Source organism: Rhodococcus sp. 4CII (assembly GCF_014256275.1).
Classification (GTDB): Bacteria; Actinomycetota; Actinomycetes; order Mycobacteriales; family Mycobacteriaceae; genus Rhodococcus_F; species Rhodococcus_F wratislaviensis_A.
Window position 1 is genome coordinate 858209 of record NZ_JACCFE010000002.1, and the last position, 25885, is coordinate 884093.

Here is a 25885-nt window from a genome sequence, read left to right on the forward strand (position 1 = left end):
GTGGGAGACCCAAAGGTAGAAAACCGGTGTTGCGGCGGTGCTGCGGTCGGTGACCGCGGCGTCAACTGATCCTCACTTTTCCGCCAGGCCGATGTGAGGTTTCCTTCATGTTTCCTAGACGTGTCGAAGAGCGTCCTCGAGCTCGGAATCGACGTGCCAGCTGTCCTCGAGCATGCGCGGCTTGCACGCCTGGAACGCTGCTATGAGGAGGATCACCACGCCGCACGTCAAGAATCCGAACGACACGATCCACCCGCCGGACGCGTCGTGGAACACGCCGAACAGGAGCGGGCCGAGGCACGCGACGGCGTAGCCCACACCCTGGGTGAAACCGGACAGCGTCGACGATCCGATGTGGCTGCGCGTGCGGAGATTGATCAGTGTCAGCGACATCGGGAACGTGCTGGGCCCGAGGCCGAGCAGCACGATCCACAGGATGGGCGCGCTCATGGGTGCGAACAGCAGTCCGCTGAAGGAGACGACGTAGCAGACCGCGCACCCGATCACGATCGGGAACGGGTTGCGCATCCGCGCGCACAGTGTGGGAGCGCCGAACGCCGCGACCAGACCCATGAACGAGAACAGTCCCACCATGGCACCGCCGAACGCCTCGCTCGCGCCGGCATCCGCGAGGATGTCGGGGATCCAGGTGAACATCGAATACGTGATCATCGACGTCGTCCCGAACATGCCGGCCATGCCCCAGCCGACGGGCGACCGCCACGCGTTTCCGTGTGGGCGGTCCGCGGGGACGTCCGCGGGTGGGGCGGCCGCCACTTTCACCGCGCGCCGCCGTGCCTGCGTCAGCAGGACGATCCACGGCACCGCCGCGGCGAAACCGAGGAAGGCCCAGATCCCGATCGACCACCGCCACCCGAATGCCTCCGCGAGCGGGACCGCGACGAACGCGGGCGCGATGGTGCCGATCTGTACGCCCACGATGTACACCGAACTCATCACGGCCAGCCGGTCGGAGAAGTACCGCTTGACGAGCGGGGGAATCACCACGTTGCCGATCCCCATACCGGCGAGCGCGAGCGCCGACAGTGCGAGCAGCGACCACGTGTCGCTCATGAGTGCCCGCGTCAGCATGCCCACCGCGGCCATCAGCATGGCGACGAGCGCGGTGCGCTCGAGGCCCCACCGCTTGGCGATGAGCGGCGTGCCGAGCCCGAACAGCGCGAACATCGCGGTCGGGACCATCCCGAACACCCCGACGATCGTCGGGGGGAACCCGATGTCCTCGCGGATCTGGGAGGCCAGCGGACTGAAGGACGTGACCGCCAGTCTCAGGACGAGAGCCGACATGGCGATCGCGCAGAAGACGAGGAGGCGGCCGCGTAGAAGAGTCACGAGAGAAATCATAGGATGACCGGATGACCTTTGGAAAACCCGTGCAGCGTTCGAGTCTGATCTCACAGGTCACCGAGCAACTGCGCGACGAGATCTGCAGCGGACGGTGGACGGTGGGCGAGAAGATCCCCACCGAGACCGCGCTGTCCGAACTCACCGGGACGGGCCGGAACACCGTCCGCGAAGCAGTGCAGGCCCTCGTCCACACCGGGTTGCTGGAACGGCGTCAGGGATCGGGCACGTACGTCGTCGCCACCTCCGCCGTGGGGGGCACGCTCGGCAAATACTTCGCCGGCGCGCACGAGCGCGACGTCACCGAACTACGGCAGGCGCTCGACGTCACGGCGGCCGCCCTCGCCGCCCGGCGACGCACCCCCGACGACGTTGCACGCCTGCAGACCCTTCTCGCCGAGCGCCGCCGGTGCTGGGCCGAATCCGACACCGAGGCCGCCGTCGCGGCCGACGTGGCTCTGCATCGCGCGATCGTCGAAGCGAGTCACAACGCCGTGTACCTCGAGTTCTACGACTCGCTGCTGCCCTCGATCGCCCAGACCGTCGACCGGCACGTGCACGCGACCGGGGCCGGGTTCCACGACGAACACGGGCGCCTGATCCAGGCGGTGGTCGATGGCGACGAGACCGCGGCGACCGGGGCTGCCCGCGACTTGTTCGCCGAACTGCTCACCTAGAGAAGGAGACGGACCACGTCGGCCGTGCGGGCGAGTCCGGGGAACGCCTCCGCCGTGGACCGCGGGTGCAACACGTGGACGGCGAGCCGGAAGAGCACCGCACGCAGCAGCATCTGCGGCCACTCGGGCAGATCCTCCCAGCGCCCGATCAGGGCCTCGTCGGCCCCGCCCCAGGAGATGGCGTCCACCACGGCCACCGCCGCCGCCCACGACGCGGGACGCCAGTACGGGGTGATGTCGGTGATGCCGGGTGCGAGGGCGCCGGCGAACAGAACGGTGCCGAACAGGTCGCCGTGCACCAGCTGATCCGGGCACGTGACGGGTTTGCGCAGCGTCGCGAGACCGGTGATCAGCTCGAGACTCTTCCGACCGTCGGGGGACGGCGTCTCGAGCTGTTCGGCGCCCTTCGCGCTACGGAGCGGGATCTTCTCCCACGCGGCCCGGTCCGCCGCCACGAATACGTCGACCTCCGCCCACGGCGCGACCGGGGGCTGCACCAGGAACCGGGGGCGGTCGAGCTGGGACGTGGCTGCGTGGAGGCGCCCGGACATCGAGACGACCTCGTCGTGCCGCGGTTCGGGGGTGCCCTCGATGAACGTGTCGGCCCGCCACCCCGAGACCACGTACCTGCCGTCGGTCGAACGGACCGGACGGGCGAGCCGCACCCCGTCCACCTCGAGCGTCTCGCGGACCTTGGCGGACCATGCGGCACGCGCGTGGTCGGCGACGGCTGACAGGACGACGTCTCCACAGAGCCACCCGCCGTCCCAGTCCGCACCGAGCGGCGTGGGCTCGACTTCCCGGAGGCCGAACGTGGAGCACACGTGTTGAGGGGGTTGGCCTGTGCTCACGGACTCAACGCTACCGCCGGGTTGCCCGGTGACAGCGCAAGGCACGCTGGCCTGGCGACGGCAATCACACGCGGCCGGGACCAGTAGACGAGCGGGTCAGTAGACGGGCAGGCTCGTGTCCACCTGTTTCGCCCACGCGATGACGCCGCCCTGCAGATGCGTCGCATCGGAGAAGCCCGCCTTCTTCAGCGCGGCCAGCGCCTCCGCCGACCGCACGCCGGTCTTACAGTGCAGCACTATCGGCTTGTTCTGCGGAAGCTCCGACAACGCCTCGCCCGACAGGATGCGGTCCTTCGGGATCAGCACCGCGCCGGGTAGGTGGACGATGTCCCACTCGACCGGTTCGCGCACGTCGATCAATTCGATCTCCTTGCCGGAGTCGAGAAGGTCGCGCAGTTCGGTGGCGGTGATGGTCGACCCGGCCGCCGCGGCCTGCCCCTCGTCGGAGACGACACCGCAGAACGCGTCGTAGTCGATCAGCTCGGTGATCGGGGTACGCGCCGGGTCGCGGCGCAACGCGATGGTGCGGTACGTCATGTCGAGCGCGTCGTACACCATCAGCCGTCCGAGCAGAGATTCGCCGATGCCGGTGATCAACTTCACCGCCTCGGTGGCCATGATCGAACCGATCGACGCGCAGAGCACGCCGAGCACGCCGCCCTCGGCACAGGACGGCACCATGCCGGGCGGCGGCGCCTCCGGGTAGAGGTCGCGGTAGTTGAGTCCGCGGCCGTTCGGCGCGTCCTCCCAGAACACGGACGCCTGGCCTTCGAAACGGTAGATGGAACCCCACACGTACGGCTTGTGGGCGAGTACGGCGGCATCGTTGACGAGGTACCGGGTGGCGAAGTTGTCGGTGCCGTCGAGGATCAGGTCGTACTGTTCGAACAATTCGACGGCGTTGTCGGGTTCGAGGCGGAACTCGTGCAACCGGACATCGACGTTGTCGTTGATCTCGCGGATCGAGTCGCGCGCGCTCTCCGCCTTGGGACGGCCCACGTCGGAACGGCCGTGGATGACCTGACGTTGCAGGTTCGACATGTCGACCTCGTCGAACTCGACGATGCCGATCGTTCCCACACCCGCCGCCGCCAGGTAGAGCAGGGCCGGCGAGCCGAGACCGCCCGCACCGATGACGAGGACCTTCGCGTTCTTGAGGCGCTTCTGCCCCGCCATGCCGACGTCCGGGATGATCAGGTGCCTGCTGTAGCGCGCCACCTCGTCACGGGAAAGTTCGGCGTCCGGTTCCACCAGTGGCGGAAGTGCCTCGGTGGTCTTCACAGAACGGTCAAGCGACACGGTCCACTCCTGACGATTGCGCTACAAACTTGCGATATGTCGGACAGCGATGTGCCGGACAGCATTGAATTCAACACCCCGACGAGGTCAATTCTTCCCTCCCGCGAGCAGTCTCGAGCAGGCAGACCGGACTCATGCCCGGGGGAACGGCCACGGGTTGAAATGGCAGGTCAGACCATTCATCGGGACGATGCCCTCGGGGTCGAGTCTCGCGATGTCGTTGTTGGCCGTCCCGAACGTCTGCTGCATCATCACCGGCGCGAGGCCACCTTCGGTCTCGCACGGCTGGTGGTCCTGGTAGCCGATGGCGTGCCCGACCTCGTGGTTGATCTGATACTGCCGGTAGGACCCGATGTCGCCCTGGAACGCGATCGCACCGCGCACCCAGCGCGGCTCGTTGAGGACGACGCGGTCGATGCCGGGGTTGTAGCAGGACACCTCGAGTTGGATGTCGTAGCCGCACGCTTCGCGAATCGTCATCTGAGACGTCAGCGACACCCGGAAGTCGGGGTTTCCCTGGTCGACGCGGCGGAACGCGAACCGAGGGTCGTTCGTCCAGCTCTTCGGGTTCGACAGCGTCTGGTCGACCATCCGGCCGAACGACTCGTCGCCGCCGAATCCGGAGGTGTCGACGCCGTCCTCGATTTCGACGCTGTAAGTGAATTCACGCTCGGTGCCCTGCCCGACCTTCGGCCCGGCTCCGGGGATCACGTGCCAGGTGCCTGCGCCCACCGCTGTGAACGGACCCCCCTCGGGCAGCGCACCCGAGGGAAGCTCGGCTGCGAAGTTCCCGTCCGCCTCCGGCGGGACCCCGATGACGCTCGAACCGTCGGTGTCGCGCGACAAAGTGCCGAATCCGGGGCTGTCGGTTTCAGCGGTGGTGTCGGTGCCCCCGGTGTCGCGGACCGCATCGATGACGACGAGGACGGTGACGATCAGCAGGATCGGGATGGCGTAGGCCCGCCAGCCGTAGGTGGAGACGAACCGGCCGACGCGGCTCTGCTTCCTCGCCTGCCGCTCGGGCCGCGGGTTCCGGGGCCGGCCGACGTCACGGCTGGTCGGGTCCCATTGCGCGCGCAGCGGTTGATGCGACTGCGCCCGCGGTGCCGACTTGGACGCGCGGGGCCGGCTGTCACGCTGGTCGATGCTCCGCGATCGCTCCCCGTCCTCGGAGCTCTGCGGAGCCCGGCCTTGCACGCGCGGTCCTCCTCGGTCAGTCACGCAGCCAGAATCTCACAGTCCGGCACCGCCGCGTCCGAGTGCACCACCCGCTGCTCATCCGGCGTGTCTGGCCGGAGAGATCCGCAACGTCGCGGCTACCTACATCACCAGGGTCCCCGGGCGCCCCTCGTGCGCCAGTTACCGGTCAGGCAATACCCTTGACTGGGCGAGTCCAGCGAGTCCACCATGAACGGTTCACTACGCGCGGGTATCGTTCACACAGTTACACAGAATGTGACGCGGAATACTTGTGCAGATTGGAAGCGCTATGACTGAACTCGCGGATCGGACGAACTCCGATCGCGATGCCACCACCGGAAAGGGCACCGGGGGCCGCCGCAGCACGCGACTCCCTCGTGACGCCCGGCGACTGCAGCTACTCGCCGCAGCCAGCGAGGTCTTCGTCACGCGCGGGTACCACGCTGCCGGTATGGACGAGATCGCCGAGTGCGCCGGTGTAAGCAAGCCCGTCCTGTACCAGCACTTTCCCGGCAAGCTCGAGCTGTACGTGGCCGTGCTGCAGAGCTATGTCGACAGTCTGATCTCCGGCGTGCGGCAGGCGCTGCGTTCGACCACGGACAACAAGCAGCGCGTCCGCGCCGCTGTGCAGGCGTTCTTCGACTTCGTCGACAACGACTCGCAGGGCTTCCGCCTGGTGTTCGAGTCGGACCTGATGGGTGAGCCCCAGGTGCAGAGCCGTGTCGAGCAGGCAACCGAGGCCTGCGTGGACGCCGTGTTCGACCTCGTCAGCCACGACTCCGGGCTCGACCCCTACCGCGCCCGCATCCTCGCGGTCGGCCTGGTGGGCGCCAGCCAGTTCACCGCGCGGTACTGGCTGGAGGCAGCACGTCCGATCCCGAAGGAAGAGGCGGTCGACACTACCGTCACGCTTGCCTGGGGTGGTCTGTCCCGCGTGCCGCTGCATCCCGAACAGCGCTGACGACACCGACGAGAAAGGGCCCGCAGTCGACTCGACTGCGGGCCCTTTCTCGTGTGTTCACTTGGTCGGAGCGAATCCGACCTTGCGGATATCGGACGGGCCGATCTCCACGTAGGCGATCTTGCTGGACTGAACGAGGTACTTGCGTCCCTTGTCGTCCTGCAGAGACAAGATCCCGTCGCCTCCAGCGAGGGCGTCCGAGACCAATGCCTCGACCTCGTCCGGGGTCTGCTCGCTGCTGACGATGAGCTCACGCGGGCTGTCGATTACACCGATCTTGACCTCCACGGTCAACCTCCGAACTCTCCGAGAAACATCAGCTGTCCTGGCCAGGCTAATGCAGTGGCCGCCGCGGGTGTGCGTCCGCGGGCTGTGCCCTGAGCGAACACGACGGCGGTGCCGTCACACGAGTCACGACGGCGGTGCCGTCACACGAGGCCGAGCACGGCCATGCGTTCGGCGTGCATCTCCTGCATGCGGTCGAACAGCGCGACGACTCCGTTGAGGTCGCCGGACGCGGAGATGACGAGTTCGGTCAGCGCCTCCCGCTGGGCGAGGACGAACTGCGCCTGGGTGATGGCCTCGCCCAGCAGGCGTCTGCCCCACAGCATGAGGCGGTCCTTGTCGCGGTTGCTGGCCTTGATGGCCTGCTGCACCTCGTGGACGACAAACTCCGAGTGACCGGTCTGTGAAAGAACTTCCTCGACCGTCCGTGAAGCCTCGGCGGGCAGCGAGTGCCCGATCTCGCGGTAGAAGTCCGCGGCGATCCCGTCGCCGACGTACGCCTTCACCAAGGCCTCGAGCCACGTCGACGGGGCGGTGGACGCGTGGTAGTTGTCCAGTGCGCGGACGAACGGGTCCATCGCCTCGAAGATGTCGAACCCGCGGGCCGTCAGAGCCTTCTCGAGCATCTCGAAGTGACCCATCTCGGCGGCCGCCATGCTCGCGAGTGCCACTTTGCCCTGCAGGGTGCGCGCCATCTGCGCGTCCTCGGACAACCGGTAGAACGCGGAGATCTCGCCGTACGCGAGGACCGCGAAGAGTTCACTGACCCCGGGGTGATCAGCGGGAATGGTGGAATCAGAGGATGCAGGCGTGTTGGGCTCCATGGCGCCACAGCCTAGTGCGTCGGGCAGTGATGTTTGCCATGAGTAACCAGTTGCGGGGCGTTCTCCGGCTACAATGATCGTGGGCAACCGCTCGCGACCACGTTCGTCTCCACCGAGAACGCGGGTGGAGCGATGATCGAATGCGGTCAGACCAGCGGTTCCCACCGATAATGTGCGCGCACCTGATCGACGGTCCCAGCCGCGCCTCGCCGGAATCTCCGATTTCTGCGCTGAGGCAGAGGCAGGATCGACTCGAAAGAGGACATCGACGAGAGCGTCGACTGGGAAATCGGGCCGACCAGCGGCCTGGCCCTTACCTCGTGCGTGCGTGCAGCTATGAGGAAGGCCAGTCCACTGAGCAAGATCACTGTCGACCATGAAGACGACGCCACCGAGACCACTCTCTCGGCGCAACTCGACTCCACCCACGTCGCCCCCACATTCGCCGAGCTCGGAGTGCGTGACGAAATCGTTCGCGCGCTCGACGAGATCGGCATCCAGCGCACCTTCGCCATCCAGGAGCTGACGCTCCCCCTCGCCCTCGCCGGCGACGACCTGATCGGCCAGGCCCGCACAGGCATGGGCAAGACGTTCGGTTTCGGCGTCCCGCTGCTCCACCGCATCTCCACCGGCACCACCGGGACCGCCGCGCTCGACGGCACGCCCCGGGCACTGGTCATCGTTCCCACCCGCGAGCTGTGCATCCAGGTCACCAAGGATCTCGAGGGCGCGGCGAAGTACCTGAAGGGCGAGAAGAACAAGCTCGAGGTTCTCGCCATCTACGGCGGCCGCCCCTACGAGACACAGATTGCGACCCTGCAGAAGGGCGCGGACGTCGTCGTCGGCACCCCGGGCCGCCTGCTCGACCTCGCCAACCAGGGCCACCTGATCCTGGGCAAGGTCGAGGTCCTCGTCCTGGACGAGGCCGACGAGATGCTCGACCTGGGCTTCCTGCCCGACATCGAGCGCATCTTGGGAATGGTCCCGGACAAGCGGCAGACGATGCTGTTCTCGGCCACCATGCCCGGCCCGATCATCACGCTGGCCCGCACGTTCCTCACGCAGCCGACGCACATCCGCGCCGAGCAGGCCGACGACTCGGCGGTGCACGACCGGACCACCCAGCACATCTACCGCGCGCACGCGCTGGACAAGGCGGAGATGGTCGCCCGCGTGCTGCAGGCCGACGGCCGCGGCGCGACGATGATCTTCACCCGCACCAAGCGCACCGCGCAGAAGGTCGCGGACGAACTCACCGAGCGCGGGTTCGCCGTCGGTTCCGTGCACGGCGACCTCAACCAGGTTGCCCGCGAGAAGGCGTTGAAGGCGTTCCGTTCCGGCAAGATCGACGTGCTCGTCGCGACGGACGTCGCGGCACGCGGCATCGACATCGACGACGTGACGCACGTCATCAACTACCAGTGCCCGGAGGACGAGAAGACGTACGTCCACCGGATCGGCCGTACCGGCCGCGCGGGCCGTACCGGCATCGCCGTGACCCTCGTGGACTGGGACGACATTCCCCGCTGGCAGCTCATCGACAAGGCCCTCGGCCTCGGTATCCCCGATCCGGTGGAGACGTATTCCAGCTCACCGCACCTGTACGAGGAGCTCTCGATTCCGGACGACGCCACCGGCACGATCAAGCGCGCCCGGGCCGAGAAGGCCGAGAAGGCCGCGGCCGAGCAGGACGATAACGCAGAGCAGAGTGAGAGGGCCGAACGCACTGAGCGCCCGGCGCGCACCCGGACCCGGCGCCGCACCCGCGGTGGTCGTCCCACCGATTCCGTGGGCCCCAAGTCCGTGTCGCCGGAGCCGACGGCACCCGAATCCGCTGCTCAGGGGACGGACGCCGACGGCGACGGGACATCCAAGCCTCGCCGGCGCCGTCGCCGGCGGACAACGAAGGTCGGCGCCGCCGCGACGAACGCGGAGTAGCCGGCCACCGTGCTCGCACCTGAGCGGCGCTCGCGCGCCGATCTCGTCGTCGCGGCCGGGATCGCACTTGCGGTGGTGGTCGCCATCACCGTGGTGTGGTTCCGCAGCGACGCCCGGGGTACCACCTCGGTCACCGCGGCCGAGCCGCCCGCCGCGGCCGTCACGGCCCTGACCGTGCCCGAGACCCTGAATCCGATCTGGGACTCCGCCAGCCCCACCACGACCGCGCCACTCGTCGTCGGCGGTGCAGTCGTCACGGCGGAGGGCGGAGCCGTCGTGGGACGGGACCGCATGTCGGGTACCGAACTGTGGCGGTACGAACGTGACCTCGCACTGTGCGGTGTAACGGCGTCCTGGGACAAGGTCGTGGCCGTGTACCGCGACCCTCGGGGATGCTCGCAGGTCACCGAACTCGACGGCGGCACCGGTCAGCGGTTGGCGCAACGAAACAGCGACGCGGATGCCGAGGTGTCGGTGACTTCCGACGGCACCTATGTGGCCTCCGTCGGCGACAGTCGCCTGGAACTGTGGCGCTCCGACCTGGTGCGGACCGTAGAGTACGGCCGGGTGGACGCGCCCGTGAATCCCAAGAAGCAGCCTCGAAGCGGGTGCACCCTGATCGATGCCGGTTCGAGCAGCACCCGGCTCTCGGTTCTCGAGCGCTGTCCCGGTGAGGTGGCCGATCGTCTGACGGTCATGAACCCGTCGCCGAAGGACAACCAGGAACCCGAGGAGTACGGCTCCAGCGTCCTCGCGGGTGTCGACGCCGGTGTCGAGGGTGCCCGCATCCTCGGGGTGTCGGGCGAGACGACAGCCGTGTATCTCCCCGCCGGGAAGACGTCCGGCCCTCGGATCGGCCTCTTCGACGGCACCGGCAACGCCGTGTCCGAGTACGCGCTGTCCGGTCCGGTCGGGTCGGACACGGTCACCTCGACGGGCAGTTCGGTGATCACGTGGTGGACCGGCTCCGAGGTGGTGTCCCTCGGCACCTCCGATCTCGCACCCCGCTGGGCCTTTCCGGGCGCCCTCGGTCCCGGTGCCGTGATGGCCGGCGACCTACTGGTTCCGGTGGACTCCGGCATCGCCGTGCTCGACTTGTCGACCGGAGCCTTGCTGCGGACGATCCCCGTGGCGCGCGACGCCCGGACCGGTCCGATCACCACGACCGTGGCGGGGGACGTCGTCCTCGAACAGCGTGCGGACCGGGTCGTGGCGTTGCGCTGACGCGACCACTCACCCGGGTTCGGCGAACACGACGAGGTAGCCGTCGGGGTCGCGGATCCAGATCTCGCGGTGTCCCGCATTGGGATTGACGTGCACGTCGGTGATCACGTCGGCACCCACTTCCCGCAGTCGCGCGACGGTCGCGTCGAATTCGGCGGCCTCGAACCAGATCGCCACCCCGTTGCCCCGCGGGAGTGCCGGATCACCGATGGTGCCGTGGTGGTGCCCCTCGTCGAGCCGGTGCAACTGCAGCACCATGTGCCCGTCGACGAGAAGTTGCTCGTAGTCGGGGCCACCGTGCCCGCTACGCGCGTCGAGGATCGTCCGGTACCACTCGCCGGACCGTTCGACGTCGCCGACGGCGAGAAGCGGCTGAGCTCGAATCCTGAAGGTGTCGAGCCGGGGTGCTTCTGTCATGGTGAGAACGCTATCGCTGCGCGCTCCCCGCGCACTTGGACGAATGGGCGCTCCACACCCGTCACCGGAACGTCGCGCGGTACGCGGTGGGTGAGACGCCGACCGTGCGTGAGAGATGTTGTCGCATCGACGTCGCGGTTCCGAAGCCCGCAGCCCCGGCCACGTCCTCGACCGGCAGATCGGTGCTCTCCAGCAGTTCGCGCGCGCGCATGATCCGCTGTTCGAGAATCCACTGGGTCGGCGACATCCCCGTTTCGGCGCGAAATCGCCGCGTGAACGTTCGCACACTCATCGACTCCCCCGCGGCCAGCTCCCGCAACGACAGCGGTTGATCGAGCCGGGTCAGCGCCCGGGCCCGCGCTCCCGCGGTCGACGCGCCGTCGGCTTCCGGGACGGGCTCGGTGATGAACTGTGCCTGACCACCGGTGCGGTGGGGCGGCACCACCGTTCCCCGCGCCACCTCGTTGGCCACCGACGCCCCGTGATCGACCCGAATCATGTACAGGCACAGATCGATTCCCGAGGCGACGCCGGCGGCGGTGAGGATTCCGCCGTCGTGGGTGTAGAGCACCCCGGGGTCGAGACGAACGTCGGGGTAGAGCCGCCGGAACGCGTCCGCCGACTTCCAGTGCGTGGTGGCGCGCCGGTTGTCGAGGAGACCGGCGGCCGCGAGAACGAACGAACCGGTACAGATCGATGCCATCCGGGTGCCGGGACGAATATGCGCGAAGGCGTCGGCGAGCGCGCGGGGCAGGCATCCGTCGTCGGGCGGGTCGTAGTCCTGGTCCGAGGCTGGGACCACGACGGTGTCGGCGGTGCCGAGCAGTGCGGGACCGTGCTCGACCGAGATCGTCACGTCGGTGTCGGTTCGGACGATGCCGGGCGTGAGTGCGCACGTCAGGACTTCGTACAGCGGTTCGCCGTCCCGCGACCGCGCCTCACCGAACAGTCGGTGGACGATGCCGAACTCGATCGGGAGAACGCCGTCGCGCACGAACACGACCACGCGATGCGGACGCACTGCCTGCGGGTGGCCTGCAATATCGGACATGGCCCGATTATTTCACATAGTGTCTCCCCGGCCACTGTTGCCACGGCATTCACGCACGCATGATCGGAGGAGTCACGACGACACGGAGCGGAAGGTGGACCATGAAGATCCTGTGGGTATCGGCGCATCCCGAGCCGAAGTCCCTCAACGCCGCGCTGCGCGGTGACGCGCTCACCGCGCTGCGCGAGGCGGGCCACGAGGTACGGACCTCCGACCTCTACGCGATGCACTGGAACCCGGCGGTCACGGCAGCAGACTTCGGCCACGACCCGCGGCGTCGCCTCCGGGTCGGCGCGCGGTCGGGGCAGGCGTTGGCCGAGGGAACCCTCGCCCCCGACATCGGGACGGAACAGCGCAAGCTCGCTTGGGCAGACACGGTGATCGTGCAGTTCCCGCTGTGGTGGTACGGCATGCCCGCGATCCTCAAAGGCTGGTTCGACCGCGTCTTCGTCGAAGGTTACGGCTACGGTGTCCGCCGCGCGGACGGTTCCACCCGGCGATACGGAGACGGCACCCTCGCGGGCAAACGGGCGATGACGGTCGTCAGTTTCGGCGGCAGTGCGGACAGCGTCGGACCGCGCGGGATCAACGGCCAGATGGACGAGGTCCTGTTCCCGATCCATCACGGAATCTTCTGGTACACGGGGATGTCCGTGCTGCCGCCGGTCCTGATCGACAGCGCGGACCGACTGTCCGCCGACCACTACCCCGGCATCGCGGCCCGGTTGATCGAACGCCTCGCCGGTCTGCCCGTCGAGGCGCCGTTGCCGTTCCGTACGCAGGACGGCGGCGACTACGACGACCGATTCGTGCTACGGGAGGATCTCGCCCGCGGGCTCACGGGAGTGCGCGCCCACTACGCGGACCCGGGTACCTACTCTCAGGGATTCGAGGTGGAGTCCACACCCACCGCGCACTGTAACGTGTTCTAATTCACGGCATGGCAACCTATGTGATCACCGGCGCGGCCTCTGGTATCGGAGCGGCGAGTCGCCGCAGACTCGAGGCCGCAGGCCACACCGTCGTCGGCGTCGACCGAGCGCAGACGGACGTGGTGGCGGACCTGTCGACCCCCGGCGGACGAGCAGCGGCCGCGGCCGCGGTCGACGATGCGACCGGGGGCGTCGTGGACGGTCTCGTCTGCTGCGCGGGACTGGGTTCGCTGTCCCACGTCCCGGGCGGCACACTCGTCGCCGTCAACTACTTCGGAGCCGTCGAACTGGTGACGGCCCTGAAGCCCGCGCTGCAACGGGCCGGCGCCGCCTCGGTGGTGGCGATCTCGTCGAGCAGCACCACCACGCAACCGGGAATTCCCGACCATCTGGTAACCGCGTGCCTGGACGGCGACGAAGCGGAGGCGAGGCGCATCGGCGACGAGGTGACCGCGATCCCCGCGTACCCGGCCTCCAAATTGGCGCTGGCCTGGTGGATCCGGCGTGAAGCCGTACGACCCGAATGGATCGGCTCCGGGATACGGCTCAACGCGATCGCGCCGGGCATGATCGACACACCGATGACCAGCGGAGACGATCTCGACCCCGAACTGGCGAAGGCGCTGGATTTCTACCCGGTGCCGCTCGGCCGACGCGGACGTCCGGACGAGATCGCCGCGCTCGTCGAATTTCTGCTCGGGCCGGGGTCGACGCTGCTCTGCGGCAGCGTCGTCTTCGCTGACGGGGGCACGGATGCCCAGTTACGCCAACGGGATTGGCCCGCCGCGTGGAATCCCACGACGGAAGAACTTACTCGGCACTTCCAGGCGAAAAAGTAGCGAGTTCCGATCCCGCCCAGTGCTTGGCAAGGTTCTCGGCCAGATCCCGGTACGCCTGGGCACCCTTGTTCTTCCGCCCCGCCAGGACGGTGGCCCCCGAGGCCGTCGCCTCCGCGAAACGCACCGTCCGCGGGATCGGCGGTGCGAGGACCGGCAGGTTGTAGCGGTCCGACACGTCGGAGAGCACATCGCGGCTGTGGGTGGTGCGGGCGTCGTACAGTGTCGGCAGCGCGCCGAGCAGCACCAGGTCGGGGTTGGTGATCTGCTGCACCTCCGTGACCGTCCGCAGCAACTGCCCCACACCGCGGTGCGCGAGCGTCTCGCACTGCAGCGGCACCAGGACCGACTGCGCCGCCGTGAGCCCGTTGAGCGTGAGGACGCCGAGCGAGGGCGGGCAGTCGATGATGACGGTGTCGTAGTCGTCCAGCAGCGGCGCCAGAGCACGTTTGAGGGCGAACTCGCGACCGGGACGCATGAGCAGCAATGCTTCCGCGCCCGCGAGATCGATTGTCGCCGGGAGGAGCGCCACACCGTCCTCGGTGTCGATCACCGCGTCCTGCGCCGCCAGATCGCCTGTCAGCACCTCGTGGACGGAGGCGTCCAATCGGTCGGGGTTGTGCCCGAGGGAGAACGTCAGACACCCCTGTGGGTCGAGGTCCACCACCAGAACCCGCTGACCCAGCGCGACGAGAGCCGCACCGAGTGAGGCCACCGTGGTGGTCTTCGCGACCCCACCCTTCTGATTTGCCACTGCAAGAACCGTTGTCACGGCTCGATCCTTACCTACTTCGTCGCCGGAGGCGAGCCATACACGCAGATTGACTGACATGATGAATGGATGCCACCCAGTGATTCGCCGCGCGGCCGTCGGATCGTCCTCCTCCGACACGGCGAAACGGAGTGGGCCCGTTGGGGTAAACACACCGGTCGAACCGACGTCCACCTCACCGAACTGGGCGAATCCCAGGCGCGGGCGCTGGGTCCGGCGATGGACGCGCTCGAACTGCGCGACCCCCTCGTGATCGTCAGCCCGCGGCAACGCGCCCAGGAGACTGCGGAACTGGCGGGACTGAAGATTCAGCGCACCTGGGACGCCCTCGCCGAATGGGATTACGGCATCTACGAGGGCATGACGACCCCGGAGATCAGGCAGCAGGTGCCCGACTGGACCGTGTGGACCCATCCGTGTCCGCGCGGGGAGCAGGCCGAGCAGGTACACACCCGGTGCGACCTCGTGTTGTCCGTCGCGCATTCACAACTCGTCGACCGCGACGTGATCCTGGTCGGGCACGGGCACTTCTCCCGCGCACTCATCGCCCGCTGGGCGGAACTTCCCGTCAGCGAGGGCCGCCGCTTCGCGATGTCACCCGGCGCGTACTCCGTCCTCGGCTTCGAGCACGGGGCGCAACAGGTGATCAGCCACAACGTGACCACGGAGAAAGGTGCCCGATGATAAGACGCGCAGTACCCGAGGACGTCGCCGCGATCACCGCCATGATCTACGAACTCGCCGACTACCAGAAGGCCCGCGACCAGTGCACCGTCACCGCCGAGCAGATGGACGTCGCCCTGTTCGGTCCGCGGCCGTCGACGTTCGCCCACGTCGCGGTCAGTGACGACGACCGGGTGGTCGGGATCGCGGTCTGGTTCCGGAACTTCTCCACCTGGGACGGAACGCACGGCATCTACCTCGAGGACCTGTTCGTCAGCCCGTCCGAGCGCGGTTCGGGGCACGGCAAGGCCCTGCTCGCCACACTCGCGAAGGAGTGCGTCGACAACGGCTACACCCGGTTGTCGTGGTCGGTGATCAATTGGAACAAGCCGTCGATCGCGTTCTACGAGTCGCTGGACGCACACCCGCAGGACGAATGGACCACGTACCGGCTCACCGGGGATCCGCTCGGGCGCCTCGCCGCCGAGGTGAGCTAGCGGTCCGTCGGGTTGTCGGCGTCGGCATCCTGCCCGTACTCGGCTGCCAGCCACTTCGAGGTGGGACTGCTGAACAGGCACCCGAGGGCCGCCACCACGATGACGCCGAGGAGCACACCGAAGAACGGCTGGTGCGAATCGGTGAGCAGCGACCACGCCACCGGGAGCAGGAGCAGTTGGGCGACGATCGCGATGGCCCGTCCCCAGCGCCGGCCGAAGATGAGAGCGAGTCCGGCGGCGAGCACCGCGCCACCGAGAATCGCGAACCACGCCGCGGTTCCATATCCACTGCTGACACTCTGGTCGTGTCCGAGCAGACCGCGAATCACCAGCACGACGGCCACGCCGACGGCGACCGCGCCCTCGAGCGCCACCAGGGCGCCCGCCGCGCGGACCGTGGTGGGCGTGGACTTGCGGAGAGACGGATTCGGCACGTCGGCCAGCCTAGAACACCCCGTCGCCGTCGGCCTCGGGACGGTGACACCGCCTCCCCCGGCTAGGCTTGGGCCCCGTGCGCGCGCTGCTGATCGTCAACCCCAATGCCACGTCGACGACCCCGGCCGGGCGTGATCTGCTCGCCCACGCACTGTCCAGCCGCGTGCGGTTGACGGTGGCGCACACGACCCACCGTGGCCATGCCGCCGAGCTGGCGCAGCAGGCGTGCGTGGACGGAATGGGCCTGATCATCATCCATGGCGGTGACGGCACCGTGAACGAGGTGGTAAACGGCCTGCTCGGCACCCCGGAACCGACATCCATGAGCGCGGTGACGGTGGGACCCATTCCCCCGATCGCCGTCGTTCCCGGCGGTTCCGCAAATGTCTTCGCCCGCTCGCTCGGCATCGCGCCCGACCCGGTGGACGCCACCAACCAGCTCATCGACCTCCTCGCCCGCAGGCAGCGGCGCCGGATCGGCCTCGCGCACTGTGACCACCGTTGGTTCACGTTCAACGCCGGTCTCGGCTGGGACGCCCAGGTGTGTGAGGCGGTCGACATGCACCGCAAGAACGGTCGCCCCGCTACACCGGCCCAGTACGTCCGCGCGGCGGTCCGGGTGTTCTTCCGATCGAAGTACGCCGATCCGACGCTCACCGTAGAGGTTCCCGATCGCGACCCGGTCGAGGGCGTTCATTACGCCTTCGTGTCGAACGCCAGTCCGTGGACCTATCTCAACAAGCGCGAAGTTCACACGAATCCCGACACCACGTACGACACCGGACTCGGCATTTTCGCGATGAGGTCCACCGCGATCCTCACGACACTGCGGGTGGCCCGGCAGCTGTTGACCCCCGGCACCCGCCCGAAGGCGAAGAAACTCGTCCGGGTCGACGACGTCCCCTGTGTGCGGATCACCGCGACGGAGCCCATCGGACTCCAGATGGACGGCGATTACATCGGATTGCGCAAGGTGGTCGAGTTCGTGTCGGTGCCGGATGCGCTGGACGTGGTCGCGCCGGCTCGGCCCTGAGCGCATTTCGGAATTCCTGTTTTCACCTAGCGGGATCTGCCCGCAGCGGGTATAAAGGACCACGTCCTTATTAGGACAGCCTAACTACGTGAGCTCCCCCACGGTGCGGCGGTTTTCTATTGACATCCCGCCAGTTCGTGAAAGCATTCACAAGCAACAGTGCGGAAACATTCTCTACGCACACATGAACTCACCAAGACGAAACGGTGCACGACGCACCCAGTTAAGGAGCAGAAGGATGGACTGGCGCCACAAGGCAATCTGTCGCGACGAAGACCCCGAGTTGTTCTTCCCTGTGGGCAACAGCGGTCCGGCTCTCGCGCAGATCGCCGATGCCAAGGTTGTCTGCAACCGCTGCCCGGTGACCGCCGATTGCCTCTCGTGGGCACTCGAGTCGGGCCAGGACGCCGGTGTGTGGGGCGGCATGAGCGAAGACGAGCGACGCGCACTCAAGCGCCGCAACGCTCGGACGCGTGCCCGCACCACCGTCTGACACTTCAGAAGGAGACGGGCCCGGCACCACATGGTGCCGGGCCTTTTGCTTGCCCCGGGGCGATCAGTAGCGTGGTCCACGGCGCCCCAGCGGTACCCGCAGCACGGCATCCGTTCCCCCGTCCGCCCCGGGATGCAATCCGAGGGAGCCGTTCAACTCGGCGGCCACCAGCGTCCGGACGATCTGCAGACCGAGGCGGTCGGACCGCTCCAGGCTGAATCCAGGCGGCAATCCCCTCCCGTCGTCGTGGATCACGACGTCCAGCCACCGCGCGGACCGTTCGGCCCGCATCGTGACCGTGCCCGGGGCACCCGGTTCGAAGGCGTGCTCGATCGCGTTCTGCACGAGTTCGGTCAGCACCATCACCAGGGGCGTGGCCCGTTCCGCGGAGAACACCCCGAGACTGCCCTCCCGGCGGACCTTGATCGGCGTGCTCACCGTCGCCACGTCGGACAGGATCGGCACGAGGCGGTCGACGACCTCGTCGAGGTTCACCTCCTCGTCCACCGACATCGACAACGTGTCGTGCACGAGGGCGATCGAGGTGACGCGGCGCACCGATTCGCTGAGCGCCTGCCGGGCCTCCTCGTTGTTGGTGCGGCGTGCCTGCAGTCGCAAGAGGGCCGCGACGGTCTGCAGGTTGTTCTTCACCCGGTGGTGGATCTCGCGGATCGTCGCATCCTTGCTGAGCAGGGCGCGATCCCGCCTCTTGACCTCGGTGACGTCACGCACGACCACGGCGGCGCCGACCCGCTTCCCGCCGGGTTTGAGCACCAGCGCCCGGAGCAGGACCGTCGCTCCCCTGGCCTCGATCTCCATGCGGCGGCCGGGCTTGTCGGCGATCGTGTCGCGGATGTACCCGGCGACCTCCTGCGACTCGAACGGGTCCGTCACGAGCGACCGGGTGGTGGCGGCGAGGTTCTGACCGATCAGGTCCGAACTGAGACCCATCCGGTGATAGGCGGACAGCGCGTTGGGACTCGCGTAGACCACACTGCCGTCGGTGTCGAGGCGAATGAAACCGTCGCCGGCGCGGGGGCTCGAGTTGGTGTCGGAGCGGGCCTCGCGGATGGGGAAGGTGCCGTCGCTGATCATCTGGCACAGATCCTCGGCGCAGTCGAGATACGCGACCTCGAGCGGGCTCTGCGCCCGCTGATGCGACAGATTCGTATCGCGGCTCAGGACGGCGATCACGTCACCGCCCCATCGCACCGGCACCGCTTCCCCGCGTGGCGGCAGGCCGGCGTGACCGCCACCGGGTTCGGGCCGGACGACGCTGCCCTGGACGAGAGCCTGCAGCACCTGTGGGTGTTCGGACTCCGACACGACCGTCCCGACGACGTCCTCCGGGAACGCGGTCGACGCGGTGGTGGGCCTGCAGTGCGCGACGCAGATCACGGTGCCGGCCGGGTCGGTGGCCGCGGAGTCCGTTCCGACCCAGAGCAGGACGTCCGCGAAGGAGAGGTCGGCGAGCAACTGCCATTCGCCGACCACCCGCTGGAGGTGGTCGACGGCCTCACCCGGCAGGTCGGTGTGTTCGGCGAGCAGGTCGCTCAGTGTGGACATCGTCGGTGGGTGTCAGCTCAGGAGATGACCGCGATCAGGTCGCCCTGCTGGATCACGTCGCCGACCTTGACGTCCACGGAGGTGACCGTGCCGGGCTCTTCGGCGATGACGGGGATCTCCATCTTCATCGACTCGAGGATGACGAGCGTGTCGCCTTCCTTCACCTCGTCACCCGCGCTCACCACAACCTGGTACACCGTCGAAACCATTTCGGCCCGCACGTCTTCTGCCATCGTGATCCTTCACTCCCGGGTGTCGAGAAAGCCCTGTTGCAAGGACACCCAACCACACGTGGAAGACTGTGGTGAAAAGAAGGGAGATCTACTCATGGGTAAGCGTGGTCGCAAGAAGCGCAGTCGCAAGGGCAACGCCGCAAACCACGGCAAGCGTCCCAACGCCTGACGCGCCGTAGAACGCACCAGGGGCCGGAGAGCATCGCTGCTTTCCGGCCCCTGACTGCTGTTCTGACGGGCTATGAGTCGGGTTCGGTGTTCGTGATGAGGATCGTCCGGCGCAACTCGACGGAGAGCCTCTGACGGAGGCTTTCCGGTGCGTGCTCACCGCCGCACTTGCGGTTCACGAGGCTCTTCACCCTCTCCTCGATTCCGTACGCCTCGAGGCACGATCCGCACTCGTCGAGATGTCGCTGCAACCGCGCCCTCGACGCCTCGTCGCATTCGCGGTCCAGCATCAGCCAGACGTCCGCGATGACGGCGGAGCAGTCGAGCTGCTCGAATTCGTCCTGCTCGCTCACCGGGAAACCTCCTGCTCCGAACTCACGACAGCGCCGGCGGGCACGTCTTCGGTGCCCCCACGATTGAATCCACGTTCACGTGCGACGTCCGCGAGGAGGCCCCGGAGCTGCTTGCGCCCCCGGTGCAGTCGCGACATCACGGTCCCGATGGGGGTGCCCATGATCTCGGCGATCTCCTTGTAGGGAAAACCCTCGACGTCGGCGTAGTAGACGGCCATCCGGAACTCCTCCGGCAGGGCCTGGAGTGCTTCCTTGATGTCATCGTCGGGGAGCGCGTCGAGCGCCTCGACCTCCGCGGACCGCAGACCGGTCGACGAATGTTCCGCCGTTGCCGCCAACTGCCAGTCGGTGATCTCGTCGGTGGGGTACTGCGCGGGCTGGCGCTGCTTCTTGCGGTACGAGTTGATGTACGTGTTCGTGAGAATGCGGTACAGCCACGCCTTGAGATTGGTGCCCTCACGGAACGAACGGAACGCCGTGTAGGCCTTCACGTACGTTTCCTGCACCAGATCCTCGGCGTCCGCCGGATTCCTGGTCATCCTCAGGGCAGCGCCGTACAACTGATCCAGAAGTGGGAGCGCATCCCTTTCGAAACGCGCGATCAACTCGTCCTGTGGCTCGGCCTGGTCTGCCGTCGGACGGTCATGTTCCTGCACGCTGATCCCTTCGGTCGCCGTGGGCGTCAAGGTTACCGCCAACCGGAGACGCGACGCGGGCTCCATTACCGAGGACATCACGTTACGGACCACTCCCTTCGATGCACGCTGATCTTCACCACGTACCAACACGCCTCCCGCCCTCAGTGTTCCCGGACCGCGTGACACGGCCCCGGCCCAGGGGTGGCACAGTGTCTGTCCATGGCCGGAACCGCCACTCCCGCGACGACGCTGCTCGACAAGCACGGGATCGACCACGCCGTGCACAGCTACGTGCACGATGCGCGGGCGGACTCGTACGGTTCCGAGGCCGTCGACGCGCTGGGTGCGACCGTCGGCGTCACCGCCCACCAGGTGTTCAAGACACTCGTGATCAAACTCGACACCGGCAAACTGGCGGTCGCGGTGCTGCCGGTGCCGGAGAAATTGTCGCTGAAGGCTGCGGCTGCGGCGCTCGGCGCGGGAAAGGCCGTGATGGCCGACCGCGCCGAGGCCGAGCGCTCCACCGGGTACGTCTTCGGAGGCATCTCCCCGCTCGGGCAGCGCAAGCCTCTTCCGACGGTCGTCGACGCCTCGGCGCTCGACTGGGACCGGGTACTGTGCAGCGCCGGCAGGCGCGGGCTGGAGATCGAACTCGCGCCCGCCGACCTGGTGCGCCTCAGCGGTGCCGTCACCGCGGCGGTCACAGCAGGCTGATCTGCTCCCCTACCCGCGCCTCGTCACGCCCGGCGTCGGGGTCGAGAAGTTCCGGTCCGTTGTTCTTCACGCTGTTCACCAGTGTGGACACCCGCCGGACCGTGATGTCGGCGATGGCGTCGGGTGACACCGCGAGCAGGTCCGTCGACGCGGGATGCTCGGGATCGAGCCACGCGGCCCAGCGGTCGCGGGGCATCACCAACGGCATCCGGTCGTGCACGTTCTCGAGCTGCGCGACGGAGTCGACCGTGATGATGCTGCAGCTCAGGACCGGGGGCGACTCCGCGACCGCGGGATCGTGCCACACGGACCACAGCCCGGCCATGTACAGGCGGGAGCCGTCGTCCGGTGACATGTAGTACGGAATCTTCTTCGCCTTGCCCGCCTTCTTCCCGGCGGGCGCCTCGTCGACCTCCGTCTGCCACTCGTACCAGCCGTCCATCGGGACGAGGCAGCGCTTGTATTTGAAGGCGTTCCGGAAAGCCGGTTTGGTGTCGACGGAATCTGCTCGTGCGTTGAACAGCACAGGACCCTTGCCGAGTTCCTTCGTCCACGACGGGACGAGCCCCCACCGCATTCTCCGGATCCGGCGGGCGTTGTGACGATCGACCACCGTCAGCACCTGCGTGGTGGGTGCGACGTTGTAGTCGGGCTGACTCTCGTCGTCGCCCGTCTCGTCGATCGCATCGAGGTCGACCGCGAGTGTCGCCGGATTCGCAGTGGTCGCATACCTGCCGCACATGCCCACCAGAGTGGCACGAACCACCGACACCCGCGACACGCCGCCCACCCCGCCCGGCGGCCCGTCCGATAGGCGAAGATGGAGACCGTGAGCCTGAGCCTGTGGAACGCCCCCCGTGCCGAAGTGCCCGTCGTCGCGACGGTCGCCCTCCCCGGATCGAAGTCGATCACCAATCGCGCGCTGATCCTCGCCGCACTCGCGGACGGGCCGTCCACCCTCACCGGAGCACTGCGCAGCCGCGACACCGACCTCATGATCGACGCCCTCCGCACGCTCGGAACGAGCATCGACACCGTCGACGCCGAGACCATGCTGCGCGTCACGCCGGGCCGGTTCCGGGGCGGTGCGGTCGACTGCGGGCTCGCGGGCACCGTGATGCGGTTTCTTCCGCCGGTCGCCGCTCTCGCCGACGGTACCGTCCACTTCGACGGCGACGAGCAGGCCCGGACCCGCCCCCTCGACACCATCCTGAACGCGCTGCGCGGCCTCGGCGCGGACATCGACGGCGACTCCCTCCCCTTCACCGTGCGCGGCGCGGGCTCGCTGCGCGGTGGGCGGGTCACGATCGACGCGTCGGGCTCGTCGCAGTTCGTCTCCGGGCTGCTGCTGTCGGCGGCCGCGTTCGACGAGGGCGTCACGGTCCATCACGACGGCAAGACCGTCCCGTCGATGCCGCACATCGACATGACCGTCGACATGCTCCGTGAATCGGGTGTGGAGGTGTCGACCCCCGCGACCGGTGGGGAGGCCGATACGTGGAGGGTGAGCCCCGGCGTCGTGCGGGCGATCGACCGGGTGATCGAGCCCGACCTGTCCAACGCGACCGCCTTCCTGGCCGCCGCCGCCGTCACCGGGGGTGAGGTGACGGTTCCGCTGTGGCCGAGCCGGACGACGCAGCCCGGCGACGCGATCCGCGGGATCCTGCTGGCGATGGGCGCGGACGTCCGGCTGGACGGGTCGAGTCTGACGGTGCGCGGCCCCCACAAGCTGACCGGGATCGACATCGACCTGCACGACGTGGGCGAACTCACCCCCACCGTCGCGGCACTCGCCGCTCTCGCCGACGGGCCGTCCCACCTGCGCGGCATCGCGCATCTACGCGGTCACGAGACCGACCGGCTGGCCGCTCTCGCGCACGAGATCAACGCGCTGGGCGGAAACGCCACCGAGACCGAGGACGGCCTCACCATCGTCCCGGCAGCCCTCCACGGGGGGACGTGGCGCTCCTACGCCGACCACCGGATGGCGACCGCCGGGGCCATCGTCGGCCTGACGGTCGACGGCATCGAGATCGAGGACGTCGGCACGACGGCCAAGACCCTTCCCGGGTTCGAGAACCTGTGGGCCACAATGCTGTCCGCAGGCACAGCGACCGAACGGAAGGCGAGCTTCTGAGCCGCAGGCAGTACGACGAGTCCGACGTCCGGGTGCGCCCGGGCCGAGGCACGCGTCCGCGCACGAAGACCCGGCCGGAACATCTCGCCGCGGAATCCGCGATGGTCGTCTCGGTCGACCGCGGCCGCTGGGGATGCGTACTGGGCGGTGACCCCGAACGGCCCCTCGTCACGATGCGCGCCCGCGAACTGGGCCGCACCCCGATCGTGGTGGGCGACGAGGTGAGCGTCGTCGGCGATCTGTCCGGCAAACCCGACACACTCGCCCGGATCGTGCGGGTGGCCGACCGCTCCACCGTGCTGCGGCGCACCGCCGACGACACCGATCCGTACGAGCGGATCGTCGTGGCCAACGCCCAGCAGCTGCTGATCGTCGTGGCACTCGCCGACCCGCCGCCGCGAACCGGATTCGTCGAACGCGCACTGGTCGCCGCGTACGCCGGCGGGTTGAGCCCCATCGTGTGCCTGACGAAGAGCGATCTCGAGTCACCCGAGGAGTTCGCGAGCGCGTTCGCCGACCTCGACGTGCCCGTCGTCGTGGCCGGACGGGACGATCCCGTCGATGAGGTCGTGTCGATGCTCTCCGGCCGGCTCACCGCACTGATCGGTCATTCCGGGGTCGGCAAGTCGACTCTCGTCAACCGCCTCGTGCCCGACGCCGACCGCGCCGTCGGTGTGGTCTCCGGCGTCGGCAAGGGCCGCCACACCTCCACGCAGTCGGTCGCGCTGCCCCTCCCGGGCGGTGGCTGGGTCATCGACACGCCGGGCATCCGCTCGTTCGGGCTGGCCCACATCTCCCCGGAGAACGTGGTGGCCGCGTTCTCCGACCTGGCCGCGGCCATCGAGGACTGCCCGCGAGGCTGTACCCACCTCGGCCCGCCCGCGGACCCGGAATGCGCGCTCGACCACCTCGAGGGCAAGGCCGCCAAACGCGTCGACGCGGTCCGTCACCTCCTCACGGCCATCGCGTCCAACGAAGCCTGGTGAGGGACGAACCGCGCCTGTAGCGGAACCTTCTAGCGGGAGAGCAGCGCGCGCAGACCGCCGCGCTTGCGCGTGCGCTTGATCGCGGAACCGAGCCCCTGACGGCGACCGGTCACGGGATCGATTGTCGCCGTGGTGTTTCCACCGAACTTACGCTCCGACGCCGTCTCCGGCGCGTCGTCCGCGGTCGCCTTGAGGTACTTGTTCGGCAACGACAGCTTGGCGATGGTCCGCCACGACTTCGCGTACTGCACGAGGAACGGCCCGGAGGTATAGGGCAGGTCGTACTTCTCGCACAGTTCCCGCACCCGCACGGCGATCTCCGCGTAGCGGTTGCTCGGCAGGTCGGGGAACAGGTGGTGCTCGATCTGGTAGCTCAGGTTGCCGGACATGAAGTCCATCAGCCTGCCGCCGTCGATGTTCGCGCTACCGAGCATCTGCCGGAGGTACCACTGCGCGGGCGTTTCCTTGTCGATGTCGGCCTTCGTGAACTTCTCGGCGCCGTCCGGGAAGTGCCCGCAGAAGATGATCGCGTTGGTCCACACGTTGCGGATCATGTTCGCGGCGATGTTGGCAGTGAGCGTGCTCTTCCACGCGGGACCGGTGACCGCGGGGTGGATCACGTAGTCCTTGAGGATCTGCTTGCCGACCTTCTCGCCGACCTCGCGAAGCTTGCGCTGGGTCTCCTCGCTCGGTACGCGCCCCTTGGCGACCTTGCCGAGTTCGAGGTGCTGCGCCGCGATGCCGTACTCGAAGAACAGCGCGAGCAGGGTGTTGTAGAGGAGGTTGCCGGTATTGAACGGCTTCCACCGCTGGTCACGCGTGACGCGCAGCAGCCCGTATCCCACGTCGTCGTCCATGCCGAGGACATTGGTGTACTTGTGGTGAATGTAGTTGTGCGTCTGCTTCCAGTGAGCGGACGGTCCCGTCACGTCCCACTCCCACGAGGTGGAGTGGATCTCGGGATCGTTCATCCAGTCCCACTGGCCGTGCATGACGTTGTGGCCGAGTTCCATGTTCTCGATGATCTTCGAGAGGGAGAGCAAGGCCGTGCCCGCGAGCCAGGCGGGACGCCGCTTGCTCGCGAACAGCACTGCGCGCCCGCTGATCTCGAGTCCGCGCTGCAGCCTGATGGTGTTCCGCACGTAGCGCGCGTCGCGCTCCCCGCGGGACTCTTCGATATCGCGGCGGATCGCATCCAACTCGCGCCCGAGCGCCTCGACATCGGCTTCGGTGAGATGTGCGTATTCCTTGACATCTGCAATCGCCATGGGGGACCTCCTCCTGGCTGGGTCGACAGTTCACACCCGGTAGGCGCTGACTCGACCTACCGTACCGTA

At 67.9% G+C, this 25885-nt stretch carries 30 protein-coding genes; 14 read left to right on the plus strand and 16 right to left on the minus strand.

What is annotated here, in order from left to right:
• Positions 1 to 114: 114 nt before the first annotated feature.
• On the minus strand, positions 115 to 1365 hold the full coding sequence (locus H0B43_RS04935; protein ID WP_185729044.1) for an MFS transporter: 1251 nt from the start codon (positions 1363 to 1365) through the stop codon (positions 115 to 117).
• Between the two features lie 11 nt (positions 1366 to 1376).
• Here H0B43_RS04935 and H0B43_RS04940 point away from each other — a divergent pair, with 11 nt between their 5' ends.
• The gene (locus H0B43_RS04940; RefSeq protein ID WP_185729043.1) at positions 1377 to 2042 is read left to right on the plus strand and encodes a FadR/GntR family transcriptional regulator; all 666 of its coding nucleotides are present in this window, start codon (positions 1377 to 1379) and stop codon (positions 2040 to 2042) included.
• On the opposite strand, the gene H0B43_RS04945 is transcribed toward H0B43_RS04940, so the two are convergent.
• The 3 genes from H0B43_RS04945 to H0B43_RS04955 all read right to left on the minus strand — a co-directional run bounded on the left by H0B43_RS04945 (position 2039) and on the right by H0B43_RS04955 (position 5413).
• Positions 2039 to 2893, minus strand: coding sequence for a TIGR02569 family protein (locus H0B43_RS04945; protein ID WP_185729042.1), 855 nt, complete (start codon positions 2891 to 2893; stop codon positions 2039 to 2041). The genes H0B43_RS04940 and H0B43_RS04945 overlap by 4 nt on opposite strands.
• A gap of 96 nt (positions 2894 to 2989) precedes the next feature.
• A complete protein-coding gene (gene moeZ, locus H0B43_RS04950; RefSeq protein WP_185730099.1) occupies positions 2990 to 4174 on the minus strand; it encodes an adenylyltransferase/sulfurtransferase MoeZ in 1185 nt (394 codons plus the stop codon).
• A gap of 150 nt (positions 4175 to 4324) precedes the next feature.
• The gene (locus H0B43_RS04955; RefSeq protein ID WP_185729041.1) at positions 4325 to 5413 is read right to left on the minus strand and encodes a DUF3152 domain-containing protein; all 1089 of its coding nucleotides are present in this window, start codon (positions 5411 to 5413) and stop codon (positions 4325 to 4327) included.
• Between the two features lie 268 nt (positions 5414 to 5681).
• Here H0B43_RS04955 and H0B43_RS04960 point away from each other — a divergent pair, with 268 nt between their 5' ends.
• Positions 5682 to 6353 carry a TetR/AcrR family transcriptional regulator gene (locus H0B43_RS04960; RefSeq protein WP_141470304.1) on the plus strand — a complete coding sequence of 224 codons (672 nt, stop codon included), beginning with the start codon at positions 5682 to 5684 and terminating at the stop codon, positions 6351 to 6353.
• A 57-nt stretch (positions 6354 to 6410) separates the two neighbouring features.
• Here H0B43_RS04960 and H0B43_RS04965 read toward each other — a convergent pair whose 3' ends face one another.
• Complete coding sequence (locus H0B43_RS04965) at positions 6411 to 6641, minus strand: DUF3107 domain-containing protein (protein WP_185730098.1); 231 nt, start codon at positions 6639 to 6641, stop codon at positions 6411 to 6413.
• A gap of 140 nt (positions 6642 to 6781) precedes the next feature.
• Positions 6782 to 7462, minus strand: coding sequence for a ferritin-like fold-containing protein (locus H0B43_RS04970; RefSeq protein ID WP_185729040.1), 681 nt, complete (start codon positions 7460 to 7462; stop codon positions 6782 to 6784).
• Positions 7463 to 7786: 324 nt separating this feature from the next.
• Here H0B43_RS04970 and H0B43_RS04975 point away from each other — a divergent pair, with 324 nt between their 5' ends.
• Both H0B43_RS04975 and H0B43_RS04980 read left to right on the plus strand, forming a co-directional pair.
• Complete coding sequence (locus tag H0B43_RS04975) at positions 7787 to 9400, plus strand: DEAD/DEAH box helicase (RefSeq protein WP_185729039.1); 1614 nt, start codon at positions 7787 to 7789, stop codon at positions 9398 to 9400.
• 9 nt (positions 9401 to 9409) lie between these two features.
• On the plus strand, positions 9410 to 10624 hold the full coding sequence (locus tag H0B43_RS04980) for a hypothetical protein (protein ID WP_185729038.1): 1215 nt from the start codon (positions 9410 to 9412) through the stop codon (positions 10622 to 10624).
• Between the two features lie 9 nt (positions 10625 to 10633).
• Here the strand turns inward: H0B43_RS04980 and H0B43_RS04985 are convergent, their stop codons facing one another.
• Together H0B43_RS04985 and H0B43_RS04990 are read right to left on the minus strand one after the other, a co-directional pair.
• Positions 10634 to 11041 (minus strand): VOC family protein, encoded by a 408-nt coding sequence (locus tag H0B43_RS04985; RefSeq protein WP_213015072.1) that lies wholly within the window; start codon positions 11039 to 11041, stop codon positions 10634 to 10636.
• A gap of 61 nt (positions 11042 to 11102) precedes the next feature.
• Positions 11103 to 12092, minus strand: a complete 990-nt coding sequence (locus tag H0B43_RS04990) for a GlxA family transcriptional regulator (RefSeq protein WP_185729037.1) — start codon at positions 12090 to 12092, stop codon at positions 11103 to 11105.
• Between the two features lie 101 nt (positions 12093 to 12193).
• Here H0B43_RS04990 and H0B43_RS04995 point away from each other — a divergent pair, with 101 nt between their 5' ends.
• Together H0B43_RS04995 and H0B43_RS05000 are read left to right on the plus strand one after the other, a co-directional pair.
• The gene (locus H0B43_RS04995; protein ID WP_185729036.1) at positions 12194 to 13024 is read left to right on the plus strand and encodes an NAD(P)H-dependent oxidoreductase; all 831 of its coding nucleotides are present in this window, start codon (positions 12194 to 12196) and stop codon (positions 13022 to 13024) included.
• 8 nt (positions 13025 to 13032) lie between these two features.
• Entirely contained in the window at positions 13033 to 13863 is an 831-nt protein-coding gene (locus tag H0B43_RS05000; RefSeq protein WP_185729035.1) for an SDR family oxidoreductase, read from the plus strand.
• Here H0B43_RS05000 and H0B43_RS05005 read toward each other — a convergent pair.
• Entirely contained in the window at positions 13835 to 14632 is a 798-nt protein-coding gene (locus tag H0B43_RS05005; RefSeq protein WP_185729034.1) for a ParA family protein, read from the minus strand. The two genes, H0B43_RS05000 and H0B43_RS05005, sit on opposite strands and share 29 nt — an antisense overlap.
• A gap of 69 nt (positions 14633 to 14701) precedes the next feature.
• Between H0B43_RS05005 and H0B43_RS05010 the strand changes: the two genes are divergently transcribed.
• Positions 14702 to 15316 carry an acid phosphatase gene (locus H0B43_RS05010; protein WP_185729033.1) on the plus strand — a complete coding sequence of 205 codons (615 nt, stop codon included), beginning with the start codon at positions 14702 to 14704 and terminating at the stop codon, positions 15314 to 15316.
• A complete protein-coding gene (locus H0B43_RS05015) occupies positions 15313 to 15792 on the plus strand; it encodes a GNAT family N-acetyltransferase (protein WP_185729032.1) in 480 nt (159 codons plus the stop codon). Before H0B43_RS05010 ends, H0B43_RS05015 begins: the two co-directional genes overlap by 4 nt.
• Here the strand turns inward: H0B43_RS05015 and H0B43_RS05020 are convergent.
• Positions 15789 to 16226, minus strand: a complete 438-nt coding sequence (locus H0B43_RS05020; RefSeq protein WP_185729031.1) for a hypothetical protein — start codon at positions 16224 to 16226, stop codon at positions 15789 to 15791. The two genes, H0B43_RS05015 and H0B43_RS05020, sit on opposite strands and share 4 nt — an antisense overlap.
• 77 nt (positions 16227 to 16303) lie before the next feature.
• Between H0B43_RS05020 and H0B43_RS05025 the strand changes: the two genes are divergently transcribed.
• Both H0B43_RS05025 and H0B43_RS05030 read left to right on the plus strand, forming a co-directional pair.
• Complete coding sequence (locus H0B43_RS05025; RefSeq protein WP_185729030.1) at positions 16304 to 17260, plus strand: diacylglycerol kinase family protein; 957 nt, start codon at positions 16304 to 16306, stop codon at positions 17258 to 17260.
• Between the two features lie 238 nt (positions 17261 to 17498).
• Positions 17499 to 17753 carry a WhiB family transcriptional regulator gene (locus H0B43_RS05030; RefSeq protein WP_073359278.1) on the plus strand — a complete coding sequence of 85 codons (255 nt, stop codon included), beginning with the start codon at positions 17499 to 17501 and terminating at the stop codon, positions 17751 to 17753.
• Between the two features lie 63 nt (positions 17754 to 17816).
• Here the strand turns inward: H0B43_RS05030 and H0B43_RS05035 are convergent, their stop codons facing one another.
• Complete coding sequence (locus H0B43_RS05035) at positions 17817 to 19319, minus strand: sensor histidine kinase (RefSeq protein ID WP_185729029.1); 1503 nt, start codon at positions 19317 to 19319, stop codon at positions 17817 to 17819.
• Between the two features lie 17 nt (positions 19320 to 19336).
• Entirely contained in the window at positions 19337 to 19552 is a 216-nt protein-coding gene (locus tag H0B43_RS05040) for a biotin/lipoyl-binding carrier protein (protein ID WP_005240095.1), read from the minus strand.
• A 94-nt stretch (positions 19553 to 19646) separates the two neighbouring features.
• On the opposite strand from H0B43_RS05040, the gene H0B43_RS43075 reads away from it, so the two are divergent.
• Positions 19647 to 19721 (plus strand): 50S ribosomal protein bL37, encoded by a 75-nt coding sequence (locus tag H0B43_RS43075; RefSeq protein ID WP_022597109.1) that lies wholly within the window; start codon positions 19647 to 19649, stop codon positions 19719 to 19721.
• Positions 19722 to 19791: 70 nt separating this feature from the next.
• Here the strand turns inward: H0B43_RS43075 and rsrA are convergent, their stop codons facing one another.
• Together rsrA and H0B43_RS05050 are read right to left on the minus strand one after the other, a co-directional pair.
• Entirely contained in the window at positions 19792 to 20073 is a 282-nt protein-coding gene (gene rsrA, locus H0B43_RS05045) for a mycothiol system anti-sigma-R factor (protein WP_185729028.1), read from the minus strand.
• Positions 20070 to 20729, minus strand: a complete 660-nt coding sequence (locus H0B43_RS05050) for a sigma-70 family RNA polymerase sigma factor (RefSeq protein WP_397517488.1) — start codon at positions 20727 to 20729, stop codon at positions 20070 to 20072. Before H0B43_RS05050 ends, rsrA begins: the two co-directional genes overlap by 4 nt.
• Positions 20730 to 20930: 201 nt before the next feature.
• On the opposite strand from H0B43_RS05050, the gene ybaK reads away from it, so the two are divergent.
• Positions 20931 to 21425 carry a Cys-tRNA(Pro) deacylase gene (gene ybaK / locus H0B43_RS05055; RefSeq protein WP_185729027.1) on the plus strand — a complete coding sequence of 165 codons (495 nt, stop codon included), beginning with the start codon at positions 20931 to 20933 and terminating at the stop codon, positions 21423 to 21425.
• Here the strand turns inward: ybaK and H0B43_RS05060 are convergent.
• The gene (locus H0B43_RS05060; protein ID WP_185730095.1) at positions 21412 to 22167 is read right to left on the minus strand and encodes an SOS response-associated peptidase; all 756 of its coding nucleotides are present in this window, start codon (positions 22165 to 22167) and stop codon (positions 21412 to 21414) included. The genes ybaK and H0B43_RS05060 overlap by 14 nt on opposite strands.
• Positions 22168 to 22245: 78 nt before the next feature.
• On the opposite strand from H0B43_RS05060, the gene aroA reads away from it, so the two are divergent.
• Together aroA and rsgA are read left to right on the plus strand one after the other, a co-directional pair.
• Positions 22246 to 23562: a 3-phosphoshikimate 1-carboxyvinyltransferase gene (gene aroA / locus H0B43_RS05065; protein WP_185729026.1), complete on the plus strand. Its 1317-nt coding sequence runs from the start codon at positions 22246 to 22248 to the stop codon at positions 23560 to 23562.
• Positions 23508 to 24548, plus strand: a complete 1041-nt coding sequence (gene rsgA / locus H0B43_RS05070) for a ribosome small subunit-dependent GTPase A (protein ID WP_185729025.1) — start codon at positions 23508 to 23510, stop codon at positions 24546 to 24548. Before aroA ends, rsgA begins: the two co-directional genes overlap by 55 nt.
• A 29-nt stretch (positions 24549 to 24577) precedes the next feature.
• On the opposite strand, the gene H0B43_RS05075 is transcribed toward rsgA, so the two are convergent.
• Positions 24578 to 25816 (minus strand): fatty acid desaturase, encoded by a 1239-nt coding sequence (locus H0B43_RS05075; protein ID WP_185729024.1) that lies wholly within the window; start codon positions 25814 to 25816, stop codon positions 24578 to 24580.
• Between the last annotated feature and the right edge of the window lie 69 nt (positions 25817 to 25885).